Below are 13,441 nucleotides of genomic sequence, written 5' to 3'. Positions count from 1 at the left end.
TCAACATGATATTGCTGAATTAGTCTGACACTACTCGCGGGGTACGACAAGTTTCGGATTTAAAATGCTGTACCAAAGCAGGAGAGAATTCTCGAAAGCGCAGTACTGGTACACGCTGCGCACAGAAAGGGTTATGCCGTTTTATTCCGTTTCATTACCATTGCCACAATAAAACTTAGTAATAGTGTGCCAATAATCCACATCAACGCACTGCTGCCCTGGGACCACAAGCTGTAAATAAAACCAATGATGACCAGTAGCATGACCAGCATACCAATGACGAGGATCGACAACGAAGCGTGGATGTCATGTCGCAAGCGAATCGCCACCACAAATACTGCGAGGTAGCAGATCAAAAAGGTGGCGCTGGCGACGCTGGCCAGTGAACCTAAATTAAGCGCTGCCGTCATCAGCATGATCAATGCCACAACAATGATGTTGCCCCAGGTGCTCTGCCGCCACAGGGATTTATTCAACACTTTCGGCAACTCGCGCTCGCTGCCCATGTTGTCCATGATATTGAACACGGCAAACAAATTGGCGTTAATCGCTGATGCTGTCGCCAGTAACGCGCCGATAACGACAATCACGTAGCCGATATGCCCGAGCAACGGTGAAGCGGCTTGCGCCACCGCTGTATCAGCATATTTTTCTAACTCTAATGCTGAAACGTCGTTAAGCAGCACAAGAGCCAGGGCGATATAGAGCAGAGAGGTAATGCCAATCGCCACCAGAAATGCCCGCGGCATAATAACCGCCGGATCATTCACTTTATCCGCTGCATTCGCCATCATGCCAAAGCCCGCATAGGCGAGGAAGGTAATGCCGATACAGGAGAAGAACGCGCCGGAGCTGGGTGCCGGAGAGAGAGAAATGTGCGCCGGTTGTAGCGACCAGACGCCCGCAACAATCAGCAGTAACAGAATCATCATTTTAATGGCGACGAGAATCACTTCCAGTCGCCCTACCGCATGGTTGCTTAAGGAGTTGAACAGGGTCATTAGCGCAATAATCGCCAACGCATACAGCAAAACAAGATGCTCATCCTGGCTGCCTTCATGCAAAAACTGCACAGCATAAGCGCCAAATGCGCGCGCGACCATCGCAATACTGACTGCCAGCGTCATCAGGTAAAGTAACGATAGCGCCAACGAAAAAATGCCGTTGCCTAACCCCCGGCGAAAAAAGTCGATGATTCCGCCATTACTTGGGTAATGGGCGCCAAGACGCGCATAAGCATAGCCAGAAAACATCGCCACAATACCGCCGAAGGCAAACGCAACCCATGTCGACGTTTCCATTAATAACGCTGCCTGCCCCAGCAGCGCAAAAATCCCTGCCCCCACCATCGCCCCGATACCAATGGAAACCACGTTCCATAGACCAAGAGGTTTGCTATCGTTACTCCCTTCCATGCTCATTATGATCAGCCCTTAAACACGTTATAGCCGAGTTGTTTAGCGACCGATGCCACCATTTTTTGTCCGCGTACGCTGTTGCCCTCTTCATCCAGCGGTGGTGAGAACGCGGCAATCCCCATCACACCAGGAACTACCGCCAGAATACCGCCACCAACGCCGCTTTTTCCAGGCAAACCAACGCGATACGCCCAGTCGCCGGAGCGACCATACAGCCCTTCCATCATCATTTCGGCCAGGATGTACGGCACATTGTCAGCCTGAAGAACGCGTTTTTTGCTTATCGGGTTCACGCCGCCCGCCGCCAGCGTTGCGCCAAGCGTCGCCAGCTCAACGGTATTGATGAGCGTGGAGCACTGACGGGTGTAGATGTCACAGGCTTCCATCGCATCACAATAGAGATATCCGGCGGAGTAAAGCAGCCAGGCAATCGCACGGTTGTGAAAGTTGGTCGTCTGCTCTGACTGATTCACTTCGTCAGAGAGCGTTATCTGGCTGCTGGCAAGTTGTTGCTGAATAGTCAAAATTCGCTGCCAGCGCTGCTCGGCATTATCAGCTTTGATCAGGCTGGTCGTGGCGATTGCCCCTGCATTGACCAGCGGCGACAACGGTTTGCCGCCATGCAGTTCCAGGGCAATAACTGAGTTAAAGGGAAGCCCGGTGGGATCAGCGCCAACTTTGTCCTGCACCGCCTGTGGACCGACATCTTCTAGCGCCAGGGCTAAGGTACAGACTTTGGAAATGGACTCCAGCGCGAAACGGTAATCGCTGTCACCTGCGCAATAGACATCGCCCTCACAGGTGACAATAGCCACTCCCGCCAGTTGGCTGGGAACATTTGCCAGGAAGGGGATGTAGTCTGCGTTTTGCCCGCCGCCAAACGTGTGATACAGGGTGTATGCCTGATCCACTGCCTGCTGTAGTTTTTTTGCATCTGACATCTTTCGCTAACTCCTTTTTATAGATGCGGGAGGTTATTTCTCACCCCGATGCCGATTTCAAGGCATCATGATTTAACTTAGCATCAGCACCCTAACTACAGGAAAATAAAGAATTAAATATCTAATCATGATGCAAATTGAGCCAATTTTTTAATTCTTGCCAACATATTATTTCATTGAGAAATAATTTCTTGACCTTCCCCTTGCTGGAAGGTTTACCCTTTATCACGGTCAGTAAAAACTGTCTAAAAGGAGTGAACTATGTCTCAAACTATCGACCTGACGCTAGACGGCCTGTCTTGCGGTCACTGCGTTAAACGCGTGAAAGAAAGTCTCGAACAACGCCCGGACGTTGAGCAGGCTGATGTGTCAATCACTGAAGCGCACGTTACCGGCACGGCCAGCGCCGAACAACTTATCGAAACCATCAAGCAAGCGGGTTATGACGCATCTGTAAGCCACCCAAAGGCTAAACCGCTGGCGGAGTCATCAATCCCGTCGGAAGCACTGGCAGCGGTTTCTGATGAGCTTCCGGCAGCGACCGCCGAGGATGATAGTCAGCAGTTGCTGCTGAGCGGCATGAGCTGCGCCAGCTGTGTCACCCGAGTGCAAAACGCACTGCAAAGCGTACCGGGCGTCACCCAGGCACGGGTAAACCTGGCGGAGCGCACTGCGCTGGTGATGGGCAGCGCCTCCCCACAAGATTTGGTTCAGGCGGTTGAGAAAGCAGGCTACGGCGCGGAAGCAATTGAAGATGATGCCAAACGCCGCGAACGTCAGCAGGAGACCGCCATCGCGACAATGAAGCGTTTCCGCTGGCAGGCTATCGTTGCCCTGGCGGTGGGTATCCCGGTGATGGTCTGGGGAATGATCGGCGATAATATGATGGTCACCGCCGACAACCGCAGTCTGTGGCTGGTTATCGGCCTGATAACCCTGGCGGTAATGGTTCTCGCGGGCGGCCATTTTTATCGTAGCGCGTGGAAAAGCTTGCTGAACGGCACGGCGACGATGGATACGCTGGTGGCGCTGGGGACCGGGGTCGCGTGGCTCTATTCGATGAGCGTCAACCTGTGGCCGCAGTGGTTCCCGATGGAGGCGCGGCATCTTTATTACGAAGCCAGCACGATGATTATTGGTCTGATTAACCTCGGCCATATGCTGGAAGCGCGCGCGCGTCAGCGCTCATCAAAAGCGCTGGAAAAATTACTCGATTTAACTCCGCCGACAGCGCGCCTGGTTACTGATGACGGTGAAAAGAACGTACCGCTGGTGGAAGTGCAGCCGGGTATGCTACTGCGCCTGACGACGGGTGATCGTGTGCCGGTAGACGGCGAGATCACTCAGGGTGAAGCATGGCTGGATGAAGCCATGCTGACGGGCGAACCTATCCCACTGCAAAAAAGCGAAGGCGATAGCGTTCACGCCGGGACGGTAGTACAGGACGGCAGCGTGCTGTTTCGCGCCAGCGCAGTCGGCAGCCATACCACTCTGGCACGCATAATTCGCATGGTGCGCCAGGCCCAAAGTAGTAAACCGGAAATCGGTCAACTGGCGGATAAAATTTCTGCCGTGTTTGTACCAGTGGTCGTGTTGATTGCGCTGATCAGCGCGGCGATCTGGTACTTCTTCGGCCCGGCGCCGCAGATTGTCTATACCCTGGTTGTCGCCACGACGGTATTGATCATCGCTTGTCCGTGTGCGTTGGGGTTGGCAACGCCGATGTCAATTATTTCCGGCGTTGGTCGTGCGGCGGAGTTTGGCGTGCTGGTACGTGATGCCGACGCACTGCAACGCGCCAGTACGCTGGATACTGTCGTGTTCGATAAAACCGGGACGCTGACTGAAGGGAAACCGCAGGTTGTTGCGGTGAAAACTTTCGCCGGTTTTGACGAAACGCAGGCGCTACGTCTGGCGGCAGCGCTGGAGCAAGGTTCCAGCCATCCGCTGGCGCGAGCGATCCTCGATAAAGCGAGCGACATGACATTGCCGCAGGTCAACGGTTTCCGCACATTGCGCGGCCTGGGTGTGAGCGGCGAAGCTGAAGGCCATACGCTGCTACTGGGTAATCAGGCGCTGTTAAATGACCAGCAAGTGGACACCAAAGCGATTGAAGCCGATATTTCTGCCCAGGCGTCGCAAGGCGCAACCCCCGTGTTGCTGGCTGTCGACGGTCAAGCGGTAGCCCTGTTAGCAGTGCGCGATCCCTTGCGTAGCGACAGCGTGGCGGCGCTGCAACGTCTGCATAAAGCGGGATATCGTCTGGTGATGTTAACCGGGGATAATCCAACCACCGCCAATGCTATCGCCAAAGAAGCCGGTATTGATGAAGTGATTGCCGGTGTATTGCCAGACGGTAAAGCCGAAGCGATTAAACGTCTGCAAAGTCAGGGACGTCAGGTGGCGATGGTGGGCGATGGCATTAACGACGCGCCAGCGCTGGCCCAGGCGGATGTTGGTATTGCGATGGGCGGCGGTAGCGATGTTGCCATTGAGACTGCGGCGATAACCCTGATGCGCCATAGCCTGATGGGTGTTGCGGATGCGTTAGCCATTTCCCGTGCAACGCTGCGCAATATGAAGCAGAACCTGCTCGGCGCGTTTATCTATAACAGCATTGGCATTCCGGTCGCTGCCGGTATTTTGTGGCCGTTCACCGGAACGCTGCTTAACCCGGTGGTTGCCGGCGCGGCAATGGCGCTCTCGTCGATTACCGTAGTGAGTAACGCCAACCGATTGCTGCGGTTTAAACCGAAGGAATAAGTCGGTCATTGCGGATGCGCTGCTTTAGAGTGGCGCATCTGGCATCGCCGCACGACTGCCGGATGCGGCGTAAACGCCTTATCCGGCCTACGGTTCGGGCACAGCTGATAAGGCGCGTCGGCGTTGCATCAGGCAATGGTGCTCTTTCGTTTCAAAGCAATAGCAATTTTTCGACAACATTTAAGCGACCACTGAACAAGTCCCTAACTCCATTTGCGCCCTCCCTCCCTGCGCGCTAGCATGATATTTCACAAAGGGAGGTCGTATGGATCTGTTGTACCGGGTAAAAACACTGTGGGCCGCGCTGCGTGGTAATCATTACTCCTGGCCTGCCATCGATATCTCTCTTCCCGGCAATCGCCATTTTCATCTGATTGGCAGTATTCATATGGGTAGCCGCGATATGGCTCCACTGCCTCCTCGCCTGCTTAAAAAGCTGAAAAATGCTGATGCGTTAATTGTTGAGGCGGATGTCTCCACCTGCGATACACCGTTTGCCAATTTGCCTGCCTGCGAGGCGCTGGAAGAGCGCATCAGCGAAACGCAACTGCAAAGCCTGCATCACATTAGCCAGGAAATGGGCATTTCTCCGTCGCTATTTTCTACCCAACCGCTGTGGCAAATTGCGATGGTTCTCCAGGCGACTCAGGCGCAAAAATTAGGGTTACGGGCTGAATATGGCATTGATTACCAACTATTACAGGCAGCGAAGCAGGAACATAAACCTGTAATAGAGCTGGAAGGAGCAGAAAGCCAGATTGCGCTATTGCTCCAGTTACCCGATCAAGGGCTGGCGTTGCTGGACGATACCCTGACTCACTGGCATACCAACGCGCGTCTGCTGCAACAAATGATGAGCTGGTGGCTGAATGCGCCGCCGCAAAATCATGAAATAACGCTGCCCAATACTTTCAGCCAGTCACTGTACGACGTATTGATGCACCAGCGAAATCTCGCCTGGCGGGATAAATTACGCACCATGCCACCGGGGCGCTATATGGTCGCGGTTGGTGCGCTACATCTGTATGGAGAAGGGAATTTGCCGCAAATGCTGCGCTAAAAAAATGGCCAATATCGCTATTGGCCCGTCAAAGAGGAATTTCATATTTTTATTATTATGCCGTCATTTTAAGCGACGGTGTAAGTCGATTGTCGCTCAATCTCTCCATCCTGCCAATACTCTTAGACAAGATGACACTTTTTTTTGGGCCGCAATCCGGCGTATGCTTGCTCCGTTTTTTGTTTGAGGCAGGAAAATTACGATGACACCCGCTGTTAAATTACTCGAAAAAAACAAGATTTCTTTTCAGATTCATACCTACGAACACGATCCGGCGGAAACCAATTTTGGCGATGAAGTGGTCAAAAAATTAGGTTTGAATTCGGATCAAGTCTACAAAACACTGCTGGTCGCGGTGAATGGCGATATGAAACACCTGGCCGTCGCAGTAACGCCGGTCGCAGGTCAACTGGACCTTAAAAAGGTCGCAAAGGCGTTGGGCGCCAAAAAAGTGGAAATGGCCGATCCGATGGTGGCGCAACGTTCGACGGGATATCTGGTTGGAGGAATTAGCCCGTTGGGGCAGAAAAAACGCCTGCCTACGTTGATTGATGCCCCCGCACAAGAGTTTGCCACCATTTATGTCTCTGGTGGCAAACGAGGACTGGATATTGAGCTGGCGGCAAGCGATCTGGCAAAGATTCTGGATGCTAAGTTTGCCGATATTGCACGCCGTGATTAAGTGCTTTGCCGGATGAAAATATCCGGCACTTGCACATTACTGCCAGCTTACCTCGCCTTTCGGCTCGTAGGCATTGACATCCAGCGGCGAGTTTTTCTGGATATACGCTTTCAGCACTTCCGCATCAATAAAACCGGTATTCACATAACCGGGTTTGTTATCAAGACGCGGATAACCATCACCGCCGGAGGCACCGAAGTTTAACGTCGCCATACGGTAAGTTTTCGCCGGATCGACGGGTTCACCTTTGATTTTCAGATCGTTAAGTTTACCGTCTTTCGCCACAAAGCTAACATTGGCAAACTGCGGATAGGCGCCGGAGTCGGGCTTCATCTGCGCGACGGCAGTCAGGTAATCAATCACCTCTTTACCCGTCATATCGGCATACACCACTATATTGCCGAACGGCTGCACTTTCAGCACACTTTTATAGCTGATATCGCCCGCATCAATGGAGTCGCGAATCCCGCCGCCGTTCATCACGGCAAAGTCTGCTCCGGTGCGATCCATTTGTGCTGCCAGAATTAACCGCCCCATATTGGTCTGCACAAAACGGACCTTATCACGGTCACCTTCCAGACGACCATTGACTTCGCCAATCTTCACCTCCAGTTGCGCTTTACCTTTACTCTGGAACGGCGACAGCAGTGAAATCATTTGCTGGTTCTCAGCGATTTCTGGGGTATAAAGCACGCGTTCGCTTTTTCCGTCTTCCCAGGTCACTTTCTTCTTCAGGTTTACCGGAATTAGCTGGTAATTGACCATTTTCATTTCGCCATTGCGAAACTCAAAATCGGCCCGGCCAACATACTTGCCCCATTCGTGCGCCTGTACAATCCAGATGCCGTTTTGTTGATCCGGTTTACATAGCGTACCTGGAACGTAATCCACCTGCTTTTTATTTTCCGCCGCCATACAGACGGGATCTTGCGAATGTCCGCCAACAATCATTGCCAGCGATCCGGCGGGCAAGCTACGCGCCATCTCCACATCACCTGGCGCGTTAGAACCATGATCGCCATTATCGTAATGCCCCATATGGGTCGCAGCGATAATAATGTCTGGCTTTTCTGTCTGTTGCAGTTCCTGAATCACCAGTCTGGCTTCGTCGGCAGGTTTGCGAAACTCAATATCCGAGAGATATGCCTGATTGCCGATTTTTGCCGTGTCATCGGTTGTCAGCCCAATAACAGCTATTTTCAGATCCTGACGTTTAAACAGCGCCCAGGGTTTAAACAGGCGCTCGCCAGTACTTTTTTGATAGATATTGGCGGAAAGCAGTGGAAACTTCGCCCACTTTTCCTGCTGGCGTAATACGGTGAGCGGGTTATCAAATTCATGATTGCCGATCGCCATCGCATCATAACCCACCAGATTCATACCGCGAAAATCGGGTTCGGCATCCTGTAAATCGGATTCCGGCACACCAGTATTAATATCGCCGCCGGAAAGTAACAGCACACTGCCGCCTTCAGCCGCAACCTCTTTGCGGATCCCATCCACCAGCGTTTTTTGCGCCGCCAGGCCATATTCACCGTATTCGTTACGCCAGAAGTGACCATGATGGTCGTTGGTGTGCAGAATAGTAACTTTATAAGTTTTATCCTGCTCATAAGCTTGAGCACTTCCACTCGCCAGTGCCAATGTGGTCAATAGAGCTAATGCCACGCTCTGTTGCAACAATTTCATTCTTATCTCCCTGACCAGATATCAACGTTTGAAATGAGTATGACGCGATATAATAGACAAATCTGTATTCGGTGGTGATAAATCCGAAAATAGAATGCCGTTTCTGTTTTCAAAATTGAGACTTCCTTCAAGCTATGCATACAGGTATGTTAGTCGGGTAATAATTACAACTCAGATTATTCTTTACATCGCAACCCTGAAAAAGTGACTTTCCTATGGCAATGAGTGAACAAACCCAGCCTGCGTCGGCCGTCAAACCTCGCACGTCGTTTGGCATTTTAGGGGCTATCAGCCTCTCGCATCTTCTGAACGATATGATCCAATCGCTGATTCTGGCGATTTATCCGCTGCTCCAGTCAGAGTTTTCCCTGACGTTTATGCAGATAGGGATGATTACTCTCACCTTCCAGCTTGCATCATCGCTATTGCAACCAGTGGTCGGCTACTGGACCGATAAATATCCGATGCCGTGGTCGTTGCCAATTGGCATGTGCTTCACCTTAAGCGGGCTGGTACTGCTGGCGTTGGCAGGTAGTTTTGCTACTGTTTTGCTCGCCGCGGCGCTGGTCGGTACCGGTTCGTCAGTCTTTCACCCGGAATCTTCCCGCGTGGCGCGCATGGCCTCCGGTGGGCGTCATGGTCTGGCGCAATCAATCTTCCAGGTAGGCGGAAACTTTGGCAGTTCGTTGGGGCCATTGCTGGCAGCGGTGATCATCGCACCTTATGGCAAAGGCAACGTGGCATGGTTTGTGCTGGCAGCGCTACTGGCTATTGTGGTGTTGGCGCAAATCAGCCGCTGGTACTCCGCACAACATCGGATGAGTAAAGGAAAACCGAAAGCAGCAATAAGCAATCCACTGCCACGTAATAAGGTCGTACTGGCTGTTTGCGTACTGCTGGTACTGATTTTCTCGAAATATTTCTATATGGCGAGCATCAGTAGCTATTACACCTTTTATCTGATGCAAAAATTTGAATTATCTATCCAGAATGCCCAGCTTCATCTGTTTGCCTTTCTATTTGCCGTTGCAGCAGGAACCGTGATTGGCGGGCCTGTAGGCGATAAGATTGGTAGAAAATATGTCATTTGGGGCTCTATCCTCGGCGTAGCGCCGTTTACTTTGGTTTTACCTTACGCCAGCCTGCACTGGACGGGAATTTTAACGGTAATAATTGGATTTATCCTCGCATCGGCATTTTCCGCCATCCTGGTCTACGCCCAGGAACTGCTTCCGGGACGTATCGGTATGGTTTCCGGGCTATTTTTCGGTTTTGCCTTTGGCATGGGAGGGCTTGGCGCCGCAGTCCTGGGGCTTATTGCCGACCATACCAGTATTGAATTAGTTTATAAAATATGTGCTTTCCTGCCACTTCTTGGGATGTTGACCATATTCTTACCTGATAACCGACATAAAGCCTGATTTTCTTGCGGTCAGAGGTTAACTTTGACCGCATCTCTTTCCTGTCGCCATAAGCCTTTCCTCTTCATACACCTCATCCCTTTTTCGATCCGTGTCTTTTTTTGCGGTTAATTCCATTTTTCTGCAAAATTCAAGAATTATTCATAAACATCAACAATGAAATTGTCATAAACTATCATCTGTAATTTTGGTTTTCCCGGCCAAAAATGGACAACAATCACCAGGAAAAGGAGACGGAATGCATCACGCCACCCCGCTTATTACCACCATTGTTGGCGGCCTTGTGCTCGCCTTTATCCTCGGCATGCTGGCCAATAAACTGCGTATTTCTCCTCTGGTGGGATATCTGTTAGCGGGCGTGCTGGCAGGACCGTTTACTCCGGGCTTTGTTGCCGATACTAAACTGGCACCTGAACTGGCAGAGCTGGGCGTCATTTTGCTGATGTTCGGCGTTGGTCTGCATTTTTCACTCAAGGATTTGATGGCAGTAAAGTCCATCGCCATTCCCGGCGCCATCGCCCAGATAGCCGTGGCGACGTTGCTGGGTATGGCGCTCTCCAGCGTGCTGGGCTGGTCACTGATGACCGGTATCGTGTTCGGTTTGTGTCTTTCTACCGCCAGTACCGTGGTGTTACTGCGCGCACTTGAAGAACGGCAATTAATAGATAGCCAGCGTGGACAAATCGCCATTGGCTGGTTGATTGTAGAAGACCTGGTGATGGTCCTGACGCTGGTATTGCTACCAGCGGTAGCCGGAATGATGGAACAAGGCGATGTGGGCTTTGCTACGCTGGCGGTCGATATGGGGATTACCATCGGCAAGGTAGTCGCATTTATCGCCATTATGATGCTGGTAGGTCGCCGCTTGGTGCCGTGGATCATGGCGCGTAGCGCAGCAACCGGATCACGCGAGCTGTTTACCCTGTCAGTGCTGGCGCTGGCATTAGGGATTGCTTTTGGCGCGGTAGAGTTGTTTGACGTCTCCTTTGCGCTCGGTGCGTTCTTTGCCGGGATGGTGTTGAACGAGTCTGAACTGAGCCACCGTGCCGCCCACGATACGCTGCCGTTGCGTGATGCATTTGCGGTGTTGTTCTTTGTCTCCGTCGGCATGTTGTTTGATCCGTTAATTCTTATTCAGCAACCGCTGGCCGTGCTGGCAACACTGGCCATTATTTTATTTGGTAAGTCAGTGGCGGCGTTTTTCCTCGTCCGGTTATTTGGTCACTCTCAGCGTACGGCATTAACCATTGCCGCCAGTCTGGCGCAAATTGGTGAGTTCGCCTTTATTCTGGCGGGACTGGGGATGGCGCTGAATCTGCTGCCGCAATCCGGGCAAAACCTGGTGCTGGCAGGCGCAATTTTGTCGATTATGCTCAACCCGGTACTGTTTGCTTTGCTGGAGAAATATCTGGCGAAGACTGAAACGCTGGAAGAACAGACTCTGGAAGAAGCTATCGAAGAAGAGAAACAAATTCCGGTGGATATTTGCAACCACGCACTGCTGGTCGGCTACGGTCGGGTGGGCAGTCTGCTGGGAGAAAAATTGCTCGCGTCTGATATTCCACTGGTGGTGATTGAAACGTCACGCACCCGCGTCGATGAATTGCGTGAGCGCGGCGTTCGCGCCGTATTAGGTAACGCAGCGAACGAAGAGATCATGCACCTGGCGCATCTGGAATGCGCGAAATGGCTGATTCTGACCATTCCAAACGGTTACGAAGCGGGCGAGATTGTGGCCTCTGCCCGCGCGAAAAACCCGGATATTGAGATTATTGCCCGCGCCCATTATGACGATGAAGTGGCGTATATTACCGAACGTGGGGCGAATCAGGTAGTAATGGGTGAGCGAGAAATTGCCCGTACGATGCTGGAGCTGCTGGAAACGCCACCGGCGGGTGAAGTGGTGACGGGGTAATACATTGATATCATTGCCGGATGCGATGCTGACGCATCTTATCCGGCCTACGGGTACTTGATTGGATAAACCGCATTGCCGGATGCGATGCTGGCGCATCTTATCCGGCCTACGGGTGCGATTTGGTTGCATCCAACAACTTAACGATCCCAGTAAGATTCTTCCAGGCTGTCTTCACGCTCCGGCAGCCCGCGCGTTAAGCGTGGCGAATGCTGGTTAAGCACCTGATAACTGACGCGGTTGGCATATTTACACACCTGCGCTAACGACGAGTATGTCAACCAGGTGAATTTATGCTTACTGGAGTTTGGTACGTTGCTACGGTGATAACTGTTGGCGGTAATGTCATGCAACAGCGCCGCCAGTGCCCCGTCTCCGGCCCCGTTGGTGTTCATGATTTTTTCTGGTCCGCCCATATACGGCGCAATATGAGAGTAGACGCGCAGCGGATTCTGGCAATCTTTATGGCGCATGGCGCGGCTAAACTCATACTGGTTAAATTCCGCGATAGCGCCCGGCAGCAGTGGATGCTGGGTTTTGCGTTTTGCTTCGTCTTCCGTAAAGCCCGCCATATATAAGCCAATTGGCCCAGCGGTGCACAGTACCAGATCCACCCAGTCCAGCGCCTTGTCAGAGGCCAGCAGCGGATCGCTCTCTCCAGTCAATGCTTCGGCTTCATCTTCGTTCATCGCAAGGATGGAAACGTGTTCTTTGAGGAACTCCTGCCACCACTGTGGATTCTCAGCGATGACGAATTTAGTTCCCAACGTCAGCACCACCGGTACGTTATATTTCTTCGCGTACTCAATGGCTTTCATGGTCGCTTCCGGCATCGGTTCACCCGGTTTACAGCGCACCAGATAGGACGTTAATACCAGCGCCGACGCTCCGGCAATGACATCTTCAGGAATGCTCTCCGCCCGTAACTGGTTCATATGTCCTGGGCTGATAGCAAAGGTACGCTCGCCCGACTCACCAATCAGCGTAAAACAGCGACCAATCGGCCCATCCACACCTTGTAAATAGTTAAGGTCAGTACGGCTGGACGTGTTGCACAGGTAACGATAGGCATAGCTACCAATTTCAATATTGCTGCACATTACGCCCAGCAATACGGAGCGGTCATCCGCCAGCACGGAGTAGTTGTGCATGGTGTTACCAATAGTGCCGCCCGCAAACTGATGGGTAATCAGTTTTTTCTGTTTCAGCTCCTGATAAAGCGCTTCGGCTACATCATCTTCAATTACCAGTGAATGCCCGGCACTTAATCCATAACGCTCAATGAATTCATCATCCACTTTCGCTTCAATATCCACCAGCGTCTGGTCGATACCTACGACCCAGGCAGCGCTGGTTTCTTTTTCTGGCTGGAATTGCTGAAGCAGCGGATCGCGTGCGTTTACAGGGAAGTAATGTTTGGATTTACGTTTACCGGGAAATTTCATGATTATTTTTAAGGGTGGTTAACTGAGCGGCGAATATTAACACAATCATGCCTGAGCGCGCGAGGCACGGGCAGTTTCAATATCAGCAGACGGGATCGCATTTTCAT

At 52.0% G+C, this 13,441-nt stretch carries 9 protein-coding genes; 5 read left to right on the top strand and 4 right to left on the bottom strand.

Annotated elements, in window-relative coordinates:
- Nucleotides 1-131 precede the first annotated feature (131 nt).
- A complete protein-coding gene (locus PS053_RS20350; protein WP_024164630.1) occupies nucleotides 132-1,424 on the bottom strand; it encodes an APC family permease in 1,293 nt (430 codons plus the stop codon).
- 2 nt (nucleotides 1,425-1,426) lie between these two features.
- A complete protein-coding gene (glsA, locus tag PS053_RS20345) occupies nucleotides 1,427-2,359 on the bottom strand; it encodes a glutaminase A (RefSeq protein WP_001278183.1) in 933 nt (310 codons plus the stop codon).
- 261 nt (nucleotides 2,360-2,620) lie between these two features.
- Here glsA and copA point away from each other — a divergent pair, with 261 nt between their 5' ends.
- From copA to ybaK, 3 genes are all read left to right on the top strand, one after another.
- Complete coding sequence (gene copA / locus PS053_RS20340) at nucleotides 2,621-5,122, top strand: copper-exporting P-type ATPase CopA (protein ID WP_000083926.1); 2,502 nt, start codon at nucleotides 2,621-2,623, stop codon at nucleotides 5,120-5,122.
- A gap of 265 nt (nucleotides 5,123-5,387) precedes the next feature.
- Complete coding sequence (locus PS053_RS20335) at nucleotides 5,388-6,182, top strand: TraB/GumN family protein (protein WP_000365129.1); 795 nt, start codon at nucleotides 5,388-5,390, stop codon at nucleotides 6,180-6,182.
- Between the two features lie 202 nt (nucleotides 6,183-6,384).
- Nucleotides 6,385-6,864 carry a Cys-tRNA(Pro)/Cys-tRNA(Cys) deacylase YbaK gene (ybaK, locus tag PS053_RS20330; RefSeq protein ID WP_000186641.1) on the top strand — a complete coding sequence of 160 codons (480 nt, stop codon included), beginning with the start codon at nucleotides 6,385-6,387 and terminating at the stop codon, nucleotides 6,862-6,864.
- Nucleotides 6,865-6,900: 36 nt separating this feature from the next.
- On the opposite strand, the gene ushA is transcribed toward ybaK, so the two are convergent.
- On the bottom strand, nucleotides 6,901-8,553 hold the full coding sequence (gene ushA / locus PS053_RS20325) for a bifunctional UDP-sugar hydrolase/5'-nucleotidase (protein ID WP_256879043.1): 1,653 nt from the start codon (nucleotides 8,551-8,553) through the stop codon (nucleotides 6,901-6,903).
- A gap of 215 nt (nucleotides 8,554-8,768) precedes the next feature.
- Between ushA and fsr the strand changes: the two genes are divergently transcribed.
- Nucleotides 8,769-9,974, top strand: coding sequence for a fosmidomycin MFS transporter (gene fsr, locus PS053_RS20320; protein ID WP_256879044.1), 1,206 nt, complete (start codon nucleotides 8,769-8,771; stop codon nucleotides 9,972-9,974).
- 238 nt (nucleotides 9,975-10,212) lie between these two features.
- Nucleotides 10,213-11,889 (top strand): YbaL family putative K(+) efflux transporter, encoded by a 1,677-nt coding sequence (gene ybaL / locus PS053_RS20315; RefSeq protein ID WP_000546259.1) that lies wholly within the window; start codon nucleotides 10,213-10,215, stop codon nucleotides 11,887-11,889.
- Nucleotides 11,890-12,029: 140 nt separating this feature from the next.
- Here ybaL and gsk read toward each other — a convergent pair whose 3' ends face one another.
- The gene (gsk, locus tag PS053_RS20310; protein WP_137651459.1) at nucleotides 12,030-13,334 is read right to left on the bottom strand and encodes an inosine/guanosine kinase; all 1,305 of its coding nucleotides are present in this window, start codon (nucleotides 13,332-13,334) and stop codon (nucleotides 12,030-12,032) included.
- Nucleotides 13,335-13,441 lie beyond the last annotated feature (107 nt).

The sequence above is a fragment of the Escherichia albertii genome, assembly GCF_028622335.1.
Lineage (GTDB): Bacteria > Pseudomonadota > Gammaproteobacteria > Enterobacterales > Enterobacteriaceae > Escherichia > Escherichia albertii.
This window is presented reverse-complemented; position numbering and strand designations above follow the sequence as displayed.

Excerpts from the sequence above, each read along its gene's own strand:
- PS053_RS20335 (WP_000365129.1), top strand. The coding sequence starts at position 5,388 with ATGGATCTGTTGTACCGGGTAAAAACACTGTGGGCCGCGCTGCGTGGT.
- gsk (WP_137651459.1), bottom strand. The coding sequence starts at position 13,334 with ATGAAATTTCCCGGTAAACGTAAATCCAAACATTACTTCCCTGTAAAC.
- ushA (WP_256879043.1), bottom strand. The coding sequence starts at position 8,553 with ATGAAATTGTTGCAACAGAGCGTGGCATTAGCTCTATTGACCACATTG.
- ybaL (WP_000546259.1), top strand. The coding sequence starts at position 10,213 with ATGCATCACGCCACCCCGCTTATTACCACCATTGTTGGCGGCCTTGTG.
- ybaK (WP_000186641.1), top strand. The coding sequence starts at position 6,385 with ATGACACCCGCTGTTAAATTACTCGAAAAAAACAAGATTTCTTTTCAG.
- glsA (WP_001278183.1), bottom strand. The coding sequence starts at position 2,359 with ATGTCAGATGCAAAAAAACTACAGCAGGCAGTGGATCAGGCATACACC.
- copA (WP_000083926.1), top strand. The coding sequence starts at position 2,621 with ATGTCTCAAACTATCGACCTGACGCTAGACGGCCTGTCTTGCGGTCAC.
- fsr (WP_256879044.1), top strand. The coding sequence starts at position 8,769 with ATGGCAATGAGTGAACAAACCCAGCCTGCGTCGGCCGTCAAACCTCGC.